Raw genomic sequence first — 18,356 nt, 5'->3', positions numbered from 1 at the left:
GAAGACTGCACCGAAATGACCCGGCATCGGCCGATCCTAAGCGTCGATCCTCATTGTTGATACGGATACGCATCCCGGTCGCAGCATTGGACGACCCCTGCGGCGGAATTTTTCTGATAATTATCTGAAAATAAGATTGATTCACATATAAACCTAACTGCAAAAAAATTTCCTCACGCAATCCCGTTCGGTTAACCAAAGGAGATACGCGGAGAAAATCCTAAAAAAAGGATGTTCCATGATGTATTTAGGGATACATACTGCCGAAACTTTCCAGCGAATTTCGGATATGTTTATTCCCGTTCCCGTAAACAACCCTGCCGTGACCCGGAAAGATCCCGCCGACATCGATCTCCGAGAGGCGCTTTAAGGAACTCCGCATTGACGATTCGTCGCTGCCGGTGAAATCAATCCTGCCGAATCCGCCGTCCGCAAAGACCGTATCCCCCGATATGAGCGGATGACTCTCATCCTCGCGGTCATAGAGGCAGATACTTCCGCGGCTGTGGCCCGGCGTATGAATCACCCCGAAGTTTCCTACCCTGTCGCCGTCTTTAAGGAGACGGTCGGCGGCAATACCCGGCGACCTCCCCGAGAAAGCCCCCGCAAGCGAGACGGAATCGTCGGTCAGCCCGGCGGCATCGAGTTCGTGGATGCAGATCTCCGCATCGCAGAGTTCCGAGATCTCCTTTACGTGCTCAATGTGGTCGAAGTGAGCGTGCGTTATCACTATCATCTCTATATCCGCTTTGTATTTTGCGAAAAATTCCGGAGGCAGACCCGCGTCGACGAGGATATTGCCGCAGATATACGAATTTGAATAATACCCCTTTCCTTCAATGAATTCGATATGCATAGTAGTTATTTTTAGACTCACGGTACTAAACTATTATCATGCAGACTCTCATCGGGGAATGTAAGCGAGGCATTCCCGAAACGGTATACAATGCGGCAGTATCGGAAGGAATCGACGCGGAGAAACTGCGGCGTGCAATCGCCTCGGGGCATGCCGTCATATCCTCCCTTAAGATTAGGGAGCACAAAAACTGCGCCATAGGCGAAGGCTGCCGCGTCAAGGTCAATGTCAATATAGGCACTTCGGGAACACGCTGCGACAGCGACCTCGAGATAAAAAAGGCAAAATGCGCCATCGACGAGGGGGCGGACGCCGTCATGGACCTCTCCACCGGCGGCGACCTCGTCAAAATCCGCTCGGAGATACTAAAATTCGATACGACCATAGGCACGGTCCCGATATACGAGGCGGTAAGGCGTGCGGGCAATGCCGCGGATGTCACCGCCGACATTCTCTTCAACACCATCCGCGACCACTGCAAACAGGGCGTGGATTTCCTCACGCTTCACTGCGGCGTCAACCGCGAGACGCTCAAGGCACTCCGTCAGGACAAACGCACCATGGGCGTCGTCTCAAGGGGCGGGTCTTTTCACACCGCAATGATGATTGAGAGCGGCGAGGAAAACCCGCTCTATAAGGAGTATGACTACCTTCTTGAGATTCTCGCGGAGTATGACGTCATCATCTCGCTCGGCGACGGCATGCGCCCGGGTGCGGTCATTGACGCGGCTAAACGCGCCAAATCCGTGGAATACCTTAATCTCGGCGAACTCGCACAGCGTGCGCAGGATGCCGGCGTCATGCGCATGATAGAAGGTCCGGGACATATCCCCGTAGACCAGATTGTCTACAATGTGCGGATGATAAAAGAGGTCACGAATTACGCTCCGCTCTACCTTCTGGGACCGCTGGTCACGGACATTTACCCGGGATATGACCATGTCTCCGGCGCAATCGGCGGCACAATCGCGGCTATGAACGGCGCGGACTTCCTCTGCATGGTCTCGCCCTCGGAGCATCTCGCACTCCCCGATGTCGATGACATACGCGAGGGAACGCGGGTTGCAAAGCTTGCGGCGCATGTCGGCGACAGGGTGAGATTCGGCGATGAGTGGTTTAACTCCGGCGAGACCGCAATGGCGGAGGCAAGGCATGCTCTGGACTGGAACGGGCAGTTTAAGATTGCCGCATACGGAGAGCATGCAAAGAAGATTCACGACCGCGACGGCAAAATAGAGACCTGCTCCATGTGCGGAGACCTCTGCGCAATCAAGATACTCGATAAAAAACTCTGAATCGGGAAATTCGGTAATCCTTAATCCTTAATCCCGATTTCCTATATTTTCGGTATTCCATTTTTCAAAAAGAGATTGTGATTGATTTTGTAATTGTGGTTGTTGCGGTTGATTTCGGTTAATTGCAGTATAATTACTTGATATTCAGGATTCTTAAAGCAAGGTGCGCCGCATTTGCCGCATTGTCGATGCCTACGCAGGCAACGGGGACACCCTTAGGCATCTGGACAATCGAGAGGAGCGCATCAAGACCGCCGAGAGCGCTCGATACGGGGACGCCGATTACGGGCTTATCGGTCTTTGAGGCGACAACACCGGGAAGCGCCGCGGAAAGTCCCGCAATACAGATGAAGACCTTTACCTGCGCAGTCTTCACGTATTCGTCAAGCTCGTCGGGGTTGCGGTGCGCCGATATTATCCTGTACTCGTAGGGAACGCCCTTTTCGTCAAGAACCGCCTTTGCTTTATCGACTATCTTCTGATCCGATGCCGAACCGGAAATTATTGCAATATCTGCCATATATGATAGTATATTCGCGGTATCTTTTAACCTTATAGGATATGCGGTCGGCGGCGGGCAGCTTCGGTGCCCGTGGACATTCACGGACATTAACATAAAATCAGATAGCGACAAATATAATACACTGATTTTTATGCAGGACGAAAAACTTCTAATGATGCCGGGACCTGTACCCATGCCCCAGCGTGTAAGGCTCGCAATGTCAAGACAGGCAATCAACCACCGTGGCAAGGAATTCGGCGCATGCCTCGAAGACCTTGAAAATATGTTAAAGCCCATCTTCAAGACAAAGAACGACATAATCATCCTCTCGGGCTCGGGAACCGCGGGTATGGAAGCGGCGGTCGCAAACTTCTGCGCAAAGAAGAAGACCGCCTCCCTCGTCAACGGAAAGTTCGGCGAGAGACTCGGCAAGATCTCCAAACTCTACTCGGACAAGGCGGTTATGGTCGAGTCCGAATGGGGTCAGCCGCTCAACCTCGAGCAGTTAAAGATTGAGCTCGAGAACGGCGCCGAAGCCGTCACCCTCGTCCACAACGAGACGTCCGCGGCAATAAAGAATCCCGCCGAAGAGGTCGGCAAACTCTGTAAGAAGTTCGACGCGCTCTTCATCATGGACGGAATAACCTCAATCGGCGGCGACGTCGTCGAGACTGACGCATGGGGAGCGGATGTGGCAATCCTCGGCTCGCAGAAGTGTCTTGCGGCACCCGCCGGTCTCTCGGTCCTTGCGGTCTCCGACAAGGCATGGGAGAGAATCGCGGCATGGAAACCGATGTATCTCGACCTTGAGGCGTACAAAAAGAGTGCCGCCAAAAAGGAGACACCGTATACGCCGGCAGTGCCGCTCTTCTTCGCACTCAGAGAGGCATGCAAAATAGTCGAAGAAGAAGGTCTCGAGAACAGAATCGCACGCCACAGGAATATGTCGGCTGCAGTCCGTGCCGCAGGTAAGGCATGGGGTCTTGAGTTATTCCCGACGCTTGACAAATACCACGAATACTCCAACACGGTCACGGCATTCAAGTACCCCGCGGGAATCGACGACGCAAAACTCCGCGACGACGTCAAGAAAGCCGGCATGGAGATCTCGGGCGGTCAGGACAGACTCAAGGGCAAGATCTTCAGAATCGGAACCATGGGCGCTACCGGTCCGGCGGAAGTCATGGCAGTCCTCGGCGCCGTCGGCAAGTCCTTAAAGGATCAGGGCATGAAATTCGAGTCCTGCGGTCTTGCGGCGGCAAACGAGGTCCTGAAGTACTGATTCCTTCATTTGATGCGCTGCGGACGTCCGCAAAAGAATAATGAAGTAGCGAAAATAAGGATATAATATGAAGATAGGTGTCTGCGATACAACATTCGCCCGCGTCAATATGGGGGCAGTGGCAATCGATGAACTCAAGCGTCACGCCGCGGGTCTTTCGATTGTAAGGCGCACGGTGCCCGGGGTAAAGGACCTGCCGGTCGCCTGCAAGAAGCTCATCGAGGAGGAGGGCTGCGAAATCGTGATGGCGCTCGGAATGCCCGGCGCCGTCGACAAGGACAAGATGTGTGCCCATGAGGCGTCACAGGGTCTTATAAGGGCGCAGCTCATGACAAATACCCATATTATAGAAGTTTTCGTCCACGAAGACGAGGCAAAGGACAATAACGAGCTGGCATGGCTTGCGGAACAGAGAACACGCGAGCATGCCCTCAATGCCATACGTCTGGTAATGTATCCGAACGAGCTCATAAAGATGGCAGGTACGGGTCAGCGTCAGGGATTCGAGGACGCAGGTCCCGCAAGAAACTGAAAATTAACTCATCTGAAAATTCTAAAAATTTTAAAATCTCAAAAATCTTTTTTTTGGCATCGTTTTGAACCGCAATAGGCTATCCTTTCGGACCGTGTCTCTCTGCCGCAACAAAAAGTGTTAAGCATATCAACAATGAATAAAGATTAAAACCTATCAGAGATAATTAGAGTACATACATATAAGGTGAGACCATATGGCAGTTAAATTAGGATTTGTCGTTGCGGAGTTCAACCGCGACCTTACATACATGATGGAGCTTGAAGGCGAAGAGCACGCAAAATTCCTCGGTGCTCAGGTTGTCGACAGAATATACGTCCCCGGCGCATACGATATGCCGCTTGCAATCAGAAAATTGCTGAAGAGAAAGGACATTGACGCGGTCGTCACAATCGGCTGTGTCATCGAGGGCGCAACCCAGCACGACGAGGTCGTCGTAGGTCATGCGGCAAGGAAGATCATCGACCTTTCGCTCGAGTTCGACAAGCCTGTTACGCTCGGCATCTCCGGACCCGGAATGACACGCCTTGAGGCATGCGACAGAATCGACTACGCAAAGCGTGCGGTCGAAGCCGCGGTCAAACTCGTTCAGAGATTAAAGTAAGCGGGCATATAGTAAGTATCCGCACTTACCTGTTCAAATCACAATCACAATCTTTTTTCAACCGGTTTTCCGGCGAAAATCCCGTTTCATCATTCCGCCTCATCATCCGACCCGTTCTGATGATACAATCAATTTATTAAGATTTCAAGCGCTTATCTATTTACCAAAAAGAAACTGCGTGCATAAATATGAAGAAACTCTCAGAGAAGATATCACGGATACCGCCGTCCGCGACAATGGAGATAACGGACAAGGCCAGAAGGATGAAAGCGCAAGGTAAGGACGTAATCTCGCTTTCCATCGGCGAACCCGACTTTGACACGCCGGCGCACATTACCGAGGCGTGTATTAACGCGCTTAAATCCGGCAAGACGCACTATGAGGCAAGTCAGGGTCTTCTTGAACTCCGCGAGGCAATCTGCGACAAACTCGCAAAGGATAACGGAATAACGGCGACGCCCAACGAGGTCGTTGTTGCCTGCGGCGCCAAGAACAATCTCTCGGAGGCAATGGAAGCCTGTCTGAATCCGCAGGATGAGGCAATAATCCTCGATCCGTCATGGGTGAGCTATGAGCCTATGATAATGCTCGCCGGCGCAAAGCCCGTTCACCACTCGCTCAATTTAAAGACCTTCCAGCTTGACGACACGATTCTCGAGAAGGTCAACAAAAATACAAAGATGCTTATTTTTACAACGCCGTCGAATCCGACGGGTTCGGTCTTAAACAGGGATTCGCTTGCGCTGATTAAGGATATCTGCGAGGACAACGACATAATCGCATGCGCCGACGAGATATATGAAAAGCTCGTCTACGGCGGCAGAAAACACCTCTCAATCGCCGCCATGGGAGATATGCACGAGAGAACAATCACGGTCAACGGCTTTTCGAAGGCATACGCGATGACGGGCTGGAGGCTCGGATATTCGCATGCGCCGCTTGAGATAACAAAGACAATGACCAAGGTTCAGCAGCACACGACGAGTCAGGCGACGACCTTCGCGATGTGGGGCGGCGTTGCGGCACTTCGCGGCGACCAGACCTGCGTCGAGGACATGAGAAAGCAGTTTGAGCTCCGCCGCAACTACCTCATCGGCGCTCTCAACGATATAGGCTATCAGACCGCGCCTGCCGAGGGTGCATTCTACGCGTTTATCAAGGTCGACGGCGATGACCTCGCAATCGCAAACCGCTGGCTTGAAGAGGGTCTTGTCGCCTCGACCCCGGGAACGGCTTTCAATGCTCCCGGATGGATAAGAATCTCTTATGCCGCGGGAATGGATACACTCAAAGAGGCAGTGAGAAGAATTTCGGAGATAAAGTAGGCTTCTTTGAGAATATATCTTTTTTTCATTTTGTCGGTTGGTTTGTATTTTTTTGGCATGCGGATTTTGCAGGCATTTTCAGGCAATTGGCGATCATCTTCCGCTTGTAAATAGATTTATGTATCATGAAATCGTCAACAAGTTGCTGACGATTTTGGAGCGTTGAAATCACAAACGGATTACAGATAACAGGCAATTTCAACCCGTGAGAATTTCTCACGACTTCTGATTCAAAGCTTTCAAATACTGACCGAAAACCCGACGGCATGCCCTTATCCCGATCCCATAATGATACTATAATTTACCTTTAAAACCAATAATTATCGACATGCAGGATACAAAAGGAAAGCCTCTCTCGTTTATTCATGAGATGAGCGGTACGGCGAGGATTCTTTTCCGTCTCTTTATTCCTTTTGTTCTTGGCGCCGTTTTCATTTTCGTGCTCTTTCTGTTCCTGAACAGGGATGTCTTCATACTGCTCACGGGACTGATGGCGGTTTATTTCATACCCCCCGCCGGCAAGGAATCGGTAATTCCGATTGCGATTGCGACCGGCGTAATCCCGTGGTGGCTGATTGCGCCGGTTCTTGCCGTAATTGATATCCTATGCGCACTGTTCATGGTCCTTAACTTCGAACTGGCGCTTAAGATACCGTTCTTCGGAACGAAACTGATGAAGACCATAGTAGACAACGGAAGCAGTTTCTTCGAGAAACACCCATGGATCAAGGGATTTTCCTCGATCGGTCTTACAATATTCGTCATAATTCCGCTTCAGGGCACCGGTGGTCTCACAACCCCGATTATCGGAAAGATGATTGGAATGCCGGGTAAGAACATCATGTTAGCCGTCATTGTCGGCAGTCTCATCAGCTGCTACTCGATAGCGCTCGGCTCGGAGTATGTGTATCGGCTCTTTATCTACAACATGTGGTTCGGAATCCTTGCGATTATCCTGATTGCCGCAGCCATCATCGGGTGCTGGTTTCTCTGGCAGCACAACAAGGAAAAGGTGGGTAAGCGCTATTATCCCGAACTGATGAAGGACAATGTCTCTTCGGAGAGCGCCGCGGAGAAGGAAGCCGCGACGCAGCCGGATGAAGCACATCCGAATGAGAAAGAAGGATGGCGCTGAAAAAAAGTACTGAAAGTACTTTGGCGCATCCGTTTGCCGCATACATATCAGATATATCGGAGCGGCAACCCATTAAGAAACATACAATATACATATAATAAATTATCTTAAACGAAAGGGTGTGAAAAATGACCGAAAAAAAGAAGATTCTGTTCGTATGCAACCACAATGCGGGTCGCTCGAAGATGGCGGCGGCAATCCTCAATGCACGATACGGCGACAGATATGAGGGGTTCAGCGCCGGCGTCAACCCCGCCGCAAGCGTGAACGAGACAACGATTGCCGTCTTAAAAGAGATTGGAATCGATATCTCGGATGAAAAAACAAGGAATGTCAGGGATTACAAAGACGAATACTTTGATGTGGCGGTTATCACATGCAGCTGTAGCGACGACGTCAAAAAGTCGATAAACGCGAAATTCGTCATAGATCAGCGGTTTGCCGACCCGTATCTCTTCTCGGGTCCGAAAGAGGAGGTAACGGCGGGCTTTAGGAAGGTCAGGGACGCCATCTCGGACTGGGTCGACGGTCAGTTCGGCATAATGAAATTCTGAAGTAATTATCTGAAAATAACCTGAAATTAACCCGAAGAGGAATATGAAAGACGTAAAGATTGTTCTCTTGAAAAGCGGCGACCCGACGGTATTTCCGCCGGTCTGCTCCGACACGATGAAGAGCCTCAAGGACGCGGTCGGCGAGATTGCGGCAATATACCGCGACAGCGCCTCTTTAACGTACGAAGAGATTGAGGCGGCATCGGAGGAAGGGCGCCATATCGTCACGATAAACGGCAGAAGACTCGAAGAGCTTGTGCCCATACCCGACCCCTCGAAATACTGCGGCATGGCATGCGCCGGTTGCGGAGGCGGAGGCAGCGGGACCGAAGGCGATGTCGTGGAAGGTCCGCACTGCGCAGGCATATACAGAAATATCCCCGAGTCCGTCCTCAGACTTGCCGTTAAGAAAGAGATCTTCGGGTAAATTCCGACTTTGGCGTTAAAACGCAAAAATCAGCAATAATCATCAACGGTCAAAAATCATTAATAACAGTAATCAATCTTATTTTTTGTAAAAAACGACAATGCGGTTCGTGTTCGTTCCGCGTTTGCGGTTCGAGATTCCCCATATATTGGATGTTTTAGTGAAATTCTGCTCGTTGATAAGCACACCCGCGCATTCAAAGCCGCTGTTGCGCCCCAGCGGAATTACGCTCTCGTCGAGTCTGACCTCGCCTTTTCTGACTTCGCCGACCTCAAACGCCACCCAGCCGCCGTTGACCGTGATGCGGCAGAGCTCGTCGAAGACCTTCTGCATTGCATTGCACCAGTCGGCAAGAGATGACGACATGGTTATTCTTTCGCCGATCTCCTCGGCATTAAGCGAGTTAAAGCGGCATCTGAGCCAGTTGTCCGCGGCGTACTGCACGATGTTCAGAAACGGCGGCGAGGTCACGGTAAGTTTCACGGACGCGGACGCTATCTCCCGCGTATCGCAGGCATCGCGGGTCAAAAACCGCGCCGAACTGCCCGCAGCCGCGAGATTTTCCATGTCCGCGTCTGTCAGATTCTTCTGAAGATTACGGCTTTTCTTCAGTATCAGAGCGGCAACATCGCGGTATTCGGGAATCTGAGAGCGTTTTTGATTTATCTTTATCTGACTCTCCATCGATACCGCCTGATTCGGCGGCAGGGTATAGACCGAGAAGAAACCTTTGGAATGACCGGTAAGGCGGTTGGTCGCGGTCATCCGTATCCAGTCGTCGATATTGTCGGCGGCGCCGGAATCCGAGCGCAATTTCAGATAATTCATGAGCACAGCTATCCCGTATTCGGTCGCGGGATGATAGAACATGGGAAGTTCGGGGGTGAAATCCGACTTTTTCAGATACGAATCCGCGTTTTTGAATATTTCATCGAGCCTTCCCGCGATCTCATCCGGTCGCGGCACAAAAAGACGCGGTTTGCTGAGAATTTTGCTCAGCGGATTGATATCGTTCGAGATAATCCTGCGGTTCATCAGCGCCGCTTCAATGATCGTCGTACCCCTTCCCGTAAAGGGGTCATAGACAATGTCCCCTTCGTCGGTGAGCAGATCTATGAAGAAATGCGGCAGTTGCGGCTTAAAACAGGCGCGGTATGATATTTCGTGGATTGAAGATGCCTGCCGCTGTTTTGCCGTCCAGAAACTGTTCGTGAAATATTTTACCCCCGTATTCCGCGAGTCGGCGACCGCGGTCCTGCATTCTCCCGTATCTTCCCGCGACCCGCCGCGGCTGCAAAAATCGGCAAGGTATCTTCTGAAATCATCGGGATTCTTTATTGCAGGCATCAGTAAGGGTTTACTGCCGAGAGATGTTATTACTTGCTATAACTTTTGCATACGGCTCCCGCAAATTCCCGCCTGTAATTTTCGGATATAAATTCCGCATAGTCCGTCATTATCCGTATGAATCGCAGGTATCCCAATCACTTATATGCAGGAATCCCGAATCATATTCCGATGAAAGAAGATGTTAAGATCGACGGCAAAACCGCCGAAGGATTTGTAATACCCATAGGAAAAGTGAATCTGGTCTTCGTGAAGACCGATAAGGGACTTATCGGATGCGGCGCCTTCGACGTCAACGGACTCGAGAAGTTTGCCTATCCCGCGGCAAAAGTAAAACCATCGGGCAATTCGGTTGCGGACATAAACGATCTCTTAAACGGCACGATTGCGGCGGTAAACCCTTCGGGCGAGAAGATTGGCATAAAGGTCGGCATGAGCGGACGGGATGCCGCAAAACTGATTGTATAACGGTATATACGGCAATACCCCGTTACCCCGTTAAATACCCCGTTATCCCGACCCCCTCAGCGGGCAACAAATCATGCGGGAAATCATCCCGCACCGTTATCCCCACCTTTTTTTCGGAAGCCGCAGACATTTTCGGAATTATTAGGTTATTTTCAGAAAACCGCGGATTATTAGGGCTGTCGCAATAAAAAACTTTCATTAACGAAAAGGAATATATTAGGATATACCTACAGGGGATTGAAACCGATATGGAAAATAATTCCGATAAATTTCAGAGCATGAGGTTAAAGATCACCGGCATGCACTGCGCAAACTGCGCGAAAAACCTTCAGACGGCGTTGTCAAAGAGAGACGGGGTAATCGATGCCGCCGTTGACATAACGACCGAGAGTGCGGACATAAAGTGGGATCCTAAAGCCGTCACACTCGCCGAGATTGCCGATACCGTCTCGGATACGGGTTTTTCGGTCTTCACACTCGAGAAGAAGATGCACATCGGCGGCATGCACTGCGCAGGCTGTGCGAAGCGTGCCAAGACCGGTCTTGAGGGGATAAACGGCGTCATATTTGCGGATATCAACATCACCGACAACTCGGGATTCATAAAGGTCGCACCTTCATACTCCGACCTTGAGGACGAAGAGCGCTATTATGCGGACCTTGAAGACAAAATAGCCGCGGCTCTGAGCAAATACGGATTTGAATACATCGGAGATGACGGCGAAGCGGTAAGCGCCGCCGATGTCGGGGATGCGGGCGAGGGGGACGCCTGCGGTGTCGGATGCGCCGTCGGTGACAAATCCGACGATGCGGAAGAGGGCGGCAAAAAAAAAATCACGGGGATCTTTCACAGAATTCTTCAGAAGAAGTAAAAGAGATTAAAAGCGAGATTAAAAAAGAGAGCACTAAAGAGTGTAAAAAAGACGGTAAATCCGAAAATAAGTCCAAAAAAAGATCCGAAAGAGGAGGCAGCGGCGGTAAAAAAGTCTCTTCTTACAGCGAGTATATTCAAAAGGAAAGAGCGGACAGCATAAGAAGAATCATTATCGGATTCTTTGTATCCGCCGTTCTCGTCGTGATAATGTTTGCGGGTATCGTGCCCGCGGAACTGTCGCGGTACGTGATGTTTGTCATCGCCACGCCGACCGTCTTATATCTCGGATATCCTATTTTCAAATCGGCATTCGCGGGCTTAAGGACGGGCTCGCTCAACATGGACTTCATGTATGCGCTCGGTATCGGCGTCTCATACATTGCCTCGGTATTGGGTACATTCAACATCTTCCTCTCGGGCGAGTTCATCTTCTACGAAACCTCGGTTATGCTCGCGTCATTCCTCATGCTCGGTCGTTTCCTCGAAGGCGGCGCCAAGCGCAGGACAAACGATGCCGTAAAGAAACTGATATCTCTGAAACCGAAGACGGCGCTTCTGAAGACGGATGCTGGTGATGCGGATGAATACACGACTGTGCCCGCCGATTCGCTGAAATCCGGCGACATTGTCATGATAAAGCCCGGCAGCATCGTGCCCGCGGATGCGGTCGTCGTAAGCGGCGAGATGTATGCCGATCAGTCCCCGGTCACGGGGGAGCCCATGCCCGTCAAAAAGGCAGTCGGCGACGGCGTCATAGGCGGCACCATCAATACGGGCGGTGCGGCTGTCGTCAGGGTAACCAAAGCCGGCAGCGAATCCCTTCTTTCGCAGATTATCAGGCTTGTCGAGGAGACACAGCGTCAGAAACCGCATGTTCAGAGGATTGCCGATACCGCTGTCTCGTATTTCATACCTGCGGTCCTGCTCATCGCCACCGTTTCCGCGTGTGTCTGGTATTTCCTGCTGAATGCAACGCCGCTTTTTGCCGCGACCGTTTTCATCTCGGTCGTCGTGGTTGCCTGCCCCTGTGCGCTGGGTCTTGCGACTCCGACCGCGGTCGCGGTAGGCATAGGACGCGGTGCCGAACTGGGAATCCTCATCAAGAACGGCGAGGTCATTGAGGATGCCGATAAGATACGCTGTATCGCCTTTGACAAGACGGGAACGCTGACGGTCGGAAAGCCGAAAGTAACGAAGGTAATCCCGTTTAACGGGGATGACGAAAGTTCGGTCCTTGCACTTGCGGCGGGAATCGAGGCAATGTCCGAGCACCCCATTGCCGCAGCGGTTTCGGACGAGGCCGGCAGGGTCGGCGTGAAAGTGCCGCAGATCACGGATTTCAGGTCGCACGCGGGTCGCGGGGCGTCGGGAACGGTTGACGGTCGCGGATATGCCGTAGGAAATGCCGCTTTTGTCCGCAGTTTCGGCGTTGCCGTCCCCGATAATGTCATCGCGGAGCTGAAAGAACATGAGTCCGACGGCAGCACGACGGTAATTCTTGCGCGGACGGACCTGACGGACAAGGGAGCCGCGGGAGCCGCAGATGACGCGAATGCGGCATCTGCGGCGGGTGCCGGCGGATGCGTCATTGCGGGCATTGTCATCTCCGATGTCATAAAGCCGGACGCAAAAGAGACGATAGCTGCCGTAAAGGCTGACGGCTATGCGGCGGCGCTGATTACCGGCGACGGTGAAGGTGCGGCAAAGGCAGTGGCTTCGGTTCTGGGTATCGAGGAGAAAAATGTCTCCTTCGGCGTTCTGCCGACCGAAAAGGCGTCCGCGGTCGATAAATATCAGAAGAACTACGGCAAGGTACTCTTTGCCGGCGACGGCATCAATGACGCGCCCGCGATGGCAAAAGCCGATATCGCGCTTGCGGTCTCCAACGGAACGGAGATTGCTCTGGACAGCGCCGATGTCGTCCTCATGAACGATAGGGTCTGCGATATCCGCGGATTCCTCCTCCTGTCAAAGAAGATTATGGGCAGAATCAGGCTGAACCTCTTCTGGGCGTTCTTCTACAATATCTGCCTGATTCCGGTTGCGGCAGGCATTCTGTATCCGTTCTTCGGAATAGTCTTCAGACCCGAGTTTTCGGGTGCGGCGATGATACTGAGTTCGATTACGGTAATCTCGCTCTCGTTGAATCTGAGGAAGTTCAACCCCGGAAATTGTGCGAAAAAAGAAATCCGTTAAAATCCTTTAAAATCCGTTAAATCTATAATACTCTGTGATTGAGGGACTGGAGTGCACCGATGATCGTCCCGACCTCGGGTTTCATGATTGCGACTGGAACATCGACGACCTTCTCGATGATTGACGCCAGTATGGGAGCGCAGACGATTCCCGAAGCCCCCTCTTTTTCGGCGCGGACTGCCGAGACAATGCACTCTTCCATCGTGTATGCGGGATAGCCCTTTACTTTGTATTCGCGATCGCCTATCTTGACCATCTGCGATTCAACCTCGTCAAGAAGGAATTTGGCGGCGATAACCGCCACAAAGCGGTTTTCGTTCGGCTCAAGCGCGGCAACAATCGCCTGAATCGTCGAGAAACGCGGGTCGCGGTCACCTGATGTTATCTTGTATATTGTCGCCGGCGGAATATTGGCAAGCTCGGCAAGTTCTTTTATGGAGATTCCTTTTCGGGAAAGCTCTTCGTCAAGTGCATCCTTGAAACCTATATCGAAAATTCTCTTGGAAAACATCAGATCATCCTTCCATAAAGTATGGCTCAATAGATTAAAAAATTACCTGTATGTATCTATACACTTTGTGAATTAATCCAATTGTATTTGTGAATGGGAAATTATTGAAAACTTTGCGGGCAACCGTCAAAAAAGTTATATCTGCCGAAAAGTGCCAAAAGAACATCTTAAGACACTTTTAATATCATTATTGCCGCGTGAGAATTATCTCATGCCGCAGCCGCACCATGCACCGTTTCACTGCGGGAAGCGCAGTTTTACCGAAACTTTACCGAAACAATAGAATGATAATGAGACGATACCATATAGAAGAAAATCTCAGGGGAGATATTTACGCAGGAGAAGAGGACGATCTCGGAGATCAATGAGAAGATAGCGGCGGGAACCGCCGTTGTAATGACGGCGGCGGAGTTTAAAAATGCCGTTCGCGAAGGAAAAACCCCGAACTTTCGGGACGTTGATTTGGTCACGTGCGCAACCTGCGCGGTTATATCGGGCATAAGTGCCGTAATGACCATACCCGCGGTTGGCGGCGCCGATTACCGTGACTGTACGTCAATCTCGCTCAACGGCATCGAATGCATCAGGGGAAAGGTAAACGATGACGGTTCGATGGAGGTCACGGTTGAAGCCGCGGCGGTATCCCCCGACAGAACATCGGAGACAATCCCGAAGAATTACTGCACCGGCGACCTTCTCCGCGATATCGCCGAGGGAAAAGAGATAGAGATCGCGGTCAACGGAAAAGACGGAATCCTCGAGGACATAATCTTCCCAGAGGACATCGTCTCCGCGAGGCTGTACGCATGTATCGGCGCCGGCGAAAACGGCTGTGCTCTTGTCAACGGCGGCGAAAAACCCCTGAAGAACGAGCATCTCTTCCAGCCGCTCGGAGCGGACTTCTCCGAGGCATTCGTATACGGTTGCGGCGAGATAACTCCGTTCGTAAACGATCCCGACCTGCGATCAATGGGAGTGGGGACAAAAATCCTCGTAAACGGCATCATCGGCACGATTACGGCGATAAACGACGGCGAAGACTCGGAAGGTGTTTTTGCCGGAGTAAAGGTCGGCGGACCATCACTCTCGGTCAGCGCCGATATTAAAGACATGATGCCGGAGTTTATGGGGGGACTTGCCACAAAATCGGGTAGGGAATCGGTTATCGCGGTTGCCGTCGCAATCCCCGTCCTCGACTCCGAATCGATGGCGGCACTCTCCGTTCCTGACAAAGATATACCCCTGCCCGTTATCGACCTCGATAAATCGGTTCATGTCGGCGATGCCGGTTACGACGCCGTGTGGCAGGATGCCGACCGGAGCATCGAGGTAAATCCATTAAACTGCCTCTACTGCGGCGGCTGCCCCGCGGGTTCACTCTGCCCGCGAAAAGCCGTCATCCTCGGCGGCGGCATAATTCAGTCGCGATGCATATCCTGCGGCAGATGTCTCAATACCTGCCCGGGCGAGGTCTATTCGATGAATCCGGGCAATATCACGATTAAAGAAGGCATTAAGGAAGGCATTAAAGAAGGCATGAGCATCCCCATAAAACTGAGACTTTCCGACAGGAGACGTGCCGAGGAACTCTGCGAAATACTGAAAGAGATGATTGAGGACGGAGAGTTCACAATCGACTGAAAAACGTTTTTTTAATATTTTGAATTTTTTTAAATTTTATTTATTCCCGTAAAGTTCCCAGCTCTTCTCTAGCGCGGAAATTGCGGGGAGTTTCTTGCCGGTAAGGAACTCTATGCAGGCACCGCCGCCCGTGGAGATATGGCTGAACTTGTCGTCGATACCGAGGGACTCGACAACGACCGCGGTATGACCGCCGCCGACGACAGAGAATTCCGATTCGGCTGCGGCTTTGAGAAGTTCGTATGTTCCCGTAGAATAAACTTCGTCCTCAAAGAGACCCGCCGGACCGTTAAAGACGACCGTTCCCGAACTTCTGACCTGTTCCGTGAACGTGACAAGGGAATCCAGACCGAGATCCAGAACGGGACAGTCCTTCGGGATATCCTTCACGTCGACCTCTTCGCGGACGCCTTCGGCGTTCTTGATTGCCACATTGTCGGGGAGGATTACCTTATCGGCGAATTTGTGCAGAATATCTGCGGCTTTCGCAATCTCACCGTTATATCCGAGTTTTTCTATGAGTCCGGCAGAAGGGGCACCGATATCGATACCTTTGGCGAGCAGGAAGACATTGGCGACGACGCCGACAATGACGACGCGGTCGGCGATACCGCGTTCGAGGACGTTCTGAGCGACATTAATCGAATCATCGACCTTGGTGCCGCCGAGGACAAAAGTGACGGGTTTGGGAGCGTCCGTGAAGACCCGCGAGAGCGCACGCACCTCCTTTTCCATGAGCGTTCCGGCAACCGACTTCATGGCATACGGAATTCCGACAATCGTCGGCTGGGAGCGGTGCGCCGTTCCGAAAGCATCGTTTACGTAGACATCCCCCATGGCACAGAGACCGCGGACAAGGTGGGTGTTCATGGCATCTTCGGGGGACATCTTGATGTTCTCTTCGGCATTGAAGCGCACGTTTTCGAGCATTATGACATCGCCGGCATCCATCATCTTCACGCTGTCACGCGCATGTTTCCCGAAGATATCGTCGATATAGGTCACGGGGCGACCGATCAGGCGTTCGAGTCTCTGTGCGTGCGCGGACAGGTCAGTGAAATCCTTCTTCTGCGGGCGGCTCTGATGCGCAAGTACTACGACTTTCGCGTCCGCGAGATTCTTCACGGTCGGAGCGTGCTCGCGAAACCTTTTGTCATCCAAGATAATATTGGACGCGGGGTCAATCGGGGAATTGAAGTCAACGCGCAGAAGAACTGTCCTGTTGTCCGTCTCGATATCATCCAGTGTTCCGAATTTCATCAATATACACCTGTAAATGCCCGTTTTCGTGCAGGAAGAGATACAAAATTTATGGATATTCTTCTTATACGGTCGCGATTATTGTGCTTAAGTATTGGTCATTAAGTATATTGGTATTATTGGTATAATTGGTATTATTGGTATTATTCGTGCACGATGCCGCAGGCGATATCGAGCCGCTCTCTGATATCGGCGGGGACGGTGTCCGTTATCCTGTATCCGTGCCTTTCAAGGATCTCAAAGGTCTTTTTGTCCCATTCCGCGTGCGTATCGCATTTCAGGTCTTTTATGTTCGCGTCCCAGAACCTGTGCAGTTCCTCATCCTCGGAGCGCAGGAAATGCGGACCCATGATTCTGCCGACAAGTTTTCCGTCGCCGTCGAGGATAAGAACCCTCCAGCAGCCGTAACTTCGGCACATCTCCGGGCGCGTGAGGTGAACGCTGCAGCATATCCTCCCAGGCATATTCGGGTCGGGACGAAGGAACGGGCAGGCTTCGGGCCAGATCTCGTATATGCTCCTGTCGGCGAACCAGTCCGTCTTGTCGGGGTCAAGAGTCACGACATCCTCGACATTCGTATACTCGTTCCTGACCAGAAACTGCGTATCCGAGATCTGCTTTACGAGGGTGTGCACCTGTCCGAGATAACTGCAGCATTCGCCGCACTGAAGGCAATCGAAGACCATTCTTCACCGCGCTTATTTCCACATGATTCTTGCGGTATTTCGCTTGGGAATCCTTTTGAACTCAATATTCGGGTAGCCCGCCATGAGTGCGTACTGCGGGGCGAAACCTTCGGGAATGCCGATGAGCTTTGCGACCTGCGGGGATGCGGATGCCGCCATCTGAACGAAACCGCCCCAGCAGGTTCCCAGACCCAGTGTCTGCGCCGCAAGGTCCATCTGGGCAAGCGCAATGACCGAGTTTATCTGCGCAAACGTGTTCTCTGCCCTGTCATAAGCCACGATGAGGCACGGTGCCGTGCGGCATATCGGGTCTTTTCCCGCCTCTCTTGCGGCAATAAGATGCTCGCAGAGACCTTTCATCATCTCGTTCGGCGGGTTTTCCATGACCGCCTTTGCCCATCCGATTATGGCGTCGACAATCTTTTCAACCTTTTCGCGGTCGTTGATGACAATCCATGACTCCGACTGGATATTGACCCCCGTCGGCGCATACCTTGCAATATCAAAGAGTTTTTCGAGTTTCTCGCGCTCGATTGCCCTGCTCTTGAAGTTCCTCAAGGAGCGGCGCGAAAATGCCAGTTTGGCAAACTCTTCGTAGCCGATCTCGCCTTTGACGCCGCTGACATCCGGCACGGCTCCCGCACCCTCGTATTCTATATCGATGGCACCGCCGGAGCATATCGCCTCGCAGTGACCGCATTTCAGGCATCTTTCCTCCATGCCCTCACGCATCGCGGGATACTCGGTATCTTTCATAACAAGAAGGTTGCTTGCGCATATCTCCACGCACTGACCGCAGCTGATACATTTCTCTCTGTCAAGATTGAACAGACTCATGGTTATATATTCAAAGATTGAGCA

General features: G+C 51.8%; 20 protein-coding genes. 12 read left to right on the top strand and 8 right to left on the bottom strand.

What is annotated here, in order from left to right:
• Positions 1–247 precede the first annotated feature (247 nt).
• On the bottom strand, positions 248–856 hold the full coding sequence (locus T502_RS01635) for an MBL fold metallo-hydrolase (RefSeq protein WP_042705314.1): 609 nt from the start codon (positions 854–856) through the stop codon (positions 248–250).
• A gap of 38 nt (positions 857–894) precedes the next feature.
• Between T502_RS01635 and thiC the strand changes: the two genes are divergently transcribed.
• Complete coding sequence (thiC, locus tag T502_RS01630) at positions 895–2,151, top strand: phosphomethylpyrimidine synthase ThiC (RefSeq protein WP_042705313.1); 1,257 nt, start codon at positions 895–897, stop codon at positions 2,149–2,151.
• A gap of 133 nt (positions 2,152–2,284) precedes the next feature.
• Here thiC and purE read toward each other — a convergent pair whose 3' ends face one another.
• Positions 2,285–2,671 carry a 5-(carboxyamino)imidazole ribonucleotide mutase gene (gene purE / locus T502_RS01625; RefSeq protein WP_042705312.1) on the bottom strand — a complete coding sequence of 129 codons (387 nt, stop codon included), beginning with the start codon at positions 2,669–2,671 and terminating at the stop codon, positions 2,285–2,287.
• Positions 2,672–2,804: 133 nt separating this feature from the next.
• On the opposite strand from purE, the gene T502_RS01620 reads away from it, so the two are divergent.
• From T502_RS01620 to T502_RS01590, 7 genes are all read left to right on the top strand, one after another.
• Positions 2,805–3,935 (top strand): pyridoxal-phosphate-dependent aminotransferase family protein, encoded by a 1,131-nt coding sequence (locus T502_RS01620; RefSeq protein ID WP_042705311.1) that lies wholly within the window; start codon positions 2,805–2,807, stop codon positions 3,933–3,935.
• A 67-nt stretch (positions 3,936–4,002) separates the two neighbouring features.
• Complete coding sequence (gene ribC / locus T502_RS01615) at positions 4,003–4,467, top strand: riboflavin synthase (protein WP_042705310.1); 465 nt, start codon at positions 4,003–4,005, stop codon at positions 4,465–4,467.
• 196 nt (positions 4,468–4,663) lie between these two features.
• Positions 4,664–5,071 carry a 6,7-dimethyl-8-ribityllumazine synthase gene (ribH, locus tag T502_RS01610; protein ID WP_042705309.1) on the top strand — a complete coding sequence of 136 codons (408 nt, stop codon included), beginning with the start codon at positions 4,664–4,666 and terminating at the stop codon, positions 5,069–5,071.
• A gap of 188 nt (positions 5,072–5,259) precedes the next feature.
• Entirely contained in the window at positions 5,260–6,396 is a 1,137-nt protein-coding gene (locus T502_RS01605) for a pyridoxal phosphate-dependent aminotransferase (RefSeq protein WP_042705308.1), read from the top strand.
• A gap of 328 nt (positions 6,397–6,724) precedes the next feature.
• The gene (locus tag T502_RS01600) at positions 6,725–7,531 is read left to right on the top strand and encodes a small multi-drug export protein (RefSeq protein WP_245597733.1); all 807 of its coding nucleotides are present in this window, start codon (positions 6,725–6,727) and stop codon (positions 7,529–7,531) included.
• Between the two features lie 128 nt (positions 7,532–7,659).
• Positions 7,660–8,085: an arsenate reductase ArsC gene (locus tag T502_RS01595; RefSeq protein WP_042705307.1), complete on the top strand. Its 426-nt coding sequence runs from the start codon at positions 7,660–7,662 to the stop codon at positions 8,083–8,085.
• 43 nt (positions 8,086–8,128) lie between these two features.
• On the top strand, positions 8,129–8,512 hold the full coding sequence (locus T502_RS01590) for a hypothetical protein (protein WP_042705306.1): 384 nt from the start codon (positions 8,129–8,131) through the stop codon (positions 8,510–8,512).
• A 78-nt stretch (positions 8,513–8,590) separates the two neighbouring features.
• Here T502_RS01590 and T502_RS01585 read toward each other — a convergent pair whose 3' ends face one another.
• Positions 8,591–9,859 carry a DNA methyltransferase gene (locus tag T502_RS01585; RefSeq protein WP_042705305.1) on the bottom strand — a complete coding sequence of 423 codons (1,269 nt, stop codon included), beginning with the start codon at positions 9,857–9,859 and terminating at the stop codon, positions 8,591–8,593.
• A gap of 171 nt (positions 9,860–10,030) precedes the next feature.
• On the opposite strand from T502_RS01585, the gene T502_RS01580 reads away from it, so the two are divergent.
• Together T502_RS01580 and T502_RS01575 are read left to right on the top strand one after the other, a co-directional pair.
• The gene (locus T502_RS01580) at positions 10,031–10,327 is read left to right on the top strand and encodes a YunC family protein (RefSeq protein WP_042705470.1); all 297 of its coding nucleotides are present in this window, start codon (positions 10,031–10,033) and stop codon (positions 10,325–10,327) included.
• Between the two features lie 248 nt (positions 10,328–10,575).
• Positions 10,576–11,199 (top strand): cation transporter, encoded by a 624-nt coding sequence (locus T502_RS01575; protein WP_042705304.1) that lies wholly within the window; start codon positions 10,576–10,578, stop codon positions 11,197–11,199.
• Between the two features lie 136 nt (positions 11,200–11,335).
• On the opposite strand, the gene T502_RS08995 is transcribed toward T502_RS01575, so the two are convergent.
• Positions 11,336–11,551, bottom strand: a complete 216-nt coding sequence (locus tag T502_RS08995) for a hypothetical protein (protein ID WP_169736969.1) — start codon at positions 11,549–11,551, stop codon at positions 11,336–11,338.
• Between T502_RS08995 and T502_RS01570 the strand changes: the two genes are divergently transcribed.
• Positions 11,541–13,397, top strand: coding sequence for a heavy metal translocating P-type ATPase (locus tag T502_RS01570; protein ID WP_052358980.1), 1,857 nt, complete (start codon positions 11,541–11,543; stop codon positions 13,395–13,397). The genes T502_RS08995 and T502_RS01570 overlap by 11 nt on opposite strands.
• 22 nt (positions 13,398–13,419) lie before the next feature.
• Here T502_RS01570 and T502_RS01565 read toward each other — a convergent pair whose 3' ends face one another.
• Complete coding sequence (locus T502_RS01565) at positions 13,420–13,908, bottom strand: helix-turn-helix domain-containing protein (RefSeq protein ID WP_042705303.1); 489 nt, start codon at positions 13,906–13,908, stop codon at positions 13,420–13,422.
• A gap of 396 nt (positions 13,909–14,304) precedes the next feature.
• Between T502_RS01565 and T502_RS01560 the strand changes: the two genes are divergently transcribed.
• Entirely contained in the window at positions 14,305–15,549 is a 1,245-nt protein-coding gene (locus tag T502_RS01560) for a homocysteine biosynthesis protein (protein WP_084172937.1), read from the top strand.
• A 36-nt stretch (positions 15,550–15,585) separates the two neighbouring features.
• On the opposite strand, the gene T502_RS01555 is transcribed toward T502_RS01560, so the two are convergent.
• The 3 genes from T502_RS01555 to T502_RS01545 form a co-directional block, all read right to left on the bottom strand.
• On the bottom strand, positions 15,586–16,809 hold the full coding sequence (locus tag T502_RS01555; RefSeq protein ID WP_042705301.1) for a phosphoglycerate kinase: 1,224 nt from the start codon (positions 16,807–16,809) through the stop codon (positions 15,586–15,588).
• Positions 16,810–16,952: 143 nt separating this feature from the next.
• A complete protein-coding gene (locus T502_RS01550) occupies positions 16,953–17,495 on the bottom strand; it encodes a YkgJ family cysteine cluster protein (RefSeq protein ID WP_052358973.1) in 543 nt (180 codons plus the stop codon).
• Positions 17,496–17,507: 12 nt separating this feature from the next.
• Positions 17,508–18,332 carry a nitroreductase family protein gene (locus T502_RS01545; RefSeq protein WP_169736968.1) on the bottom strand — a complete coding sequence of 275 codons (825 nt, stop codon included), beginning with the start codon at positions 18,330–18,332 and terminating at the stop codon, positions 17,508–17,510.
• Between the last annotated feature and the right edge of the window lie 24 nt (positions 18,333–18,356).

It is taken from the genome of Methanomicrobium mobile BP (assembly GCF_000711215.1).
In the GTDB taxonomy this organism is placed as follows: domain Archaea; phylum Halobacteriota; class Methanomicrobia; order Methanomicrobiales; family Methanomicrobiaceae; genus Methanomicrobium; species Methanomicrobium mobile.
Note: the sequence above shows the minus strand (reverse complement) of the source record. Positions and strands in the feature narration are given on the sequence as shown.

What these genes read in the sequence shown, in the direction of transcription:
- T502_RS01550 (WP_052358973.1), bottom strand. Translation starts at nt 17,495, where the DNA reads ATGGTCTTCGATTGCCTTCAGTGCGGCGAATGCTGCAGTTATCTCGGA.
- thiC (WP_042705313.1), top strand. Translation starts at nt 895, where the DNA reads ATGCAGACTCTCATCGGGGAATGTAAGCGAGGCATTCCCGAAACGGTA.
- T502_RS01605 (WP_042705308.1), top strand. Translation starts at nt 5,260, where the DNA reads ATGAAGAAACTCTCAGAGAAGATATCACGGATACCGCCGTCCGCGACA.
- T502_RS01585 (WP_042705305.1), bottom strand. Translation starts at nt 9,859, where the DNA reads ATGCCTGCAATAAAGAATCCCGATGATTTCAGAAGATACCTTGCCGAT.
- T502_RS01580 (WP_042705470.1), top strand. Translation starts at nt 10,031, where the DNA reads ATGAAAGAAGATGTTAAGATCGACGGCAAAACCGCCGAAGGATTTGTA.
- T502_RS01555 (WP_042705301.1), bottom strand. Translation starts at nt 16,809, where the DNA reads ATGAAATTCGGAACACTGGATGATATCGAGACGGACAACAGGACAGTT.
- T502_RS01565 (WP_042705303.1), bottom strand. Translation starts at nt 13,908, where the DNA reads ATGTTTTCCAAGAGAATTTTCGATATAGGTTTCAAGGATGCACTTGAC.
- T502_RS01595 (WP_042705307.1), top strand. Translation starts at nt 7,660, where the DNA reads ATGACCGAAAAAAAGAAGATTCTGTTCGTATGCAACCACAATGCGGGT.
- T502_RS01560 (WP_084172937.1), top strand. Translation starts at nt 14,305, where the DNA reads ATGACGGCGGCGGAGTTTAAAAATGCCGTTCGCGAAGGAAAAACCCCG.
- purE (WP_042705312.1), bottom strand. Translation starts at nt 2,671, where the DNA reads ATGGCAGATATTGCAATAATTTCCGGTTCGGCATCGGATCAGAAGATA.
- T502_RS01575 (WP_042705304.1), top strand. Translation starts at nt 10,576, where the DNA reads ATGGAAAATAATTCCGATAAATTTCAGAGCATGAGGTTAAAGATCACC.
- T502_RS01600 (WP_245597733.1), top strand. Translation starts at nt 6,725, where the DNA reads ATGCAGGATACAAAAGGAAAGCCTCTCTCGTTTATTCATGAGATGAGC.
- T502_RS01545 (WP_169736968.1), bottom strand. Translation starts at nt 18,332, where the DNA reads ATGAGTCTGTTCAATCTTGACAGAGAGAAATGTATCAGCTGCGGTCAG.
- T502_RS08995 (WP_169736969.1), bottom strand. Translation starts at nt 11,551, where the DNA reads ATGAAGTCCATGTTGAGCGAGCCCGTCCTTAAGCCCGCGAATGCCGAT.
- T502_RS01620 (WP_042705311.1), top strand. Translation starts at nt 2,805, where the DNA reads ATGCAGGACGAAAAACTTCTAATGATGCCGGGACCTGTACCCATGCCC.
- T502_RS01635 (WP_042705314.1), bottom strand. Translation starts at nt 856, where the DNA reads ATGCATATCGAATTCATTGAAGGAAAGGGGTATTATTCAAATTCGTAT.
- ribH (WP_042705309.1), top strand. Translation starts at nt 4,664, where the DNA reads ATGGCAGTTAAATTAGGATTTGTCGTTGCGGAGTTCAACCGCGACCTT.
- ribC (WP_042705310.1), top strand. Translation starts at nt 4,003, where the DNA reads ATGAAGATAGGTGTCTGCGATACAACATTCGCCCGCGTCAATATGGGG.
- T502_RS01570 (WP_052358980.1), top strand. Translation starts at nt 11,541, where the DNA reads ATGGACTTCATGTATGCGCTCGGTATCGGCGTCTCATACATTGCCTCG.
- T502_RS01590 (WP_042705306.1), top strand. Translation starts at nt 8,129, where the DNA reads ATGAAAGACGTAAAGATTGTTCTCTTGAAAAGCGGCGACCCGACGGTA.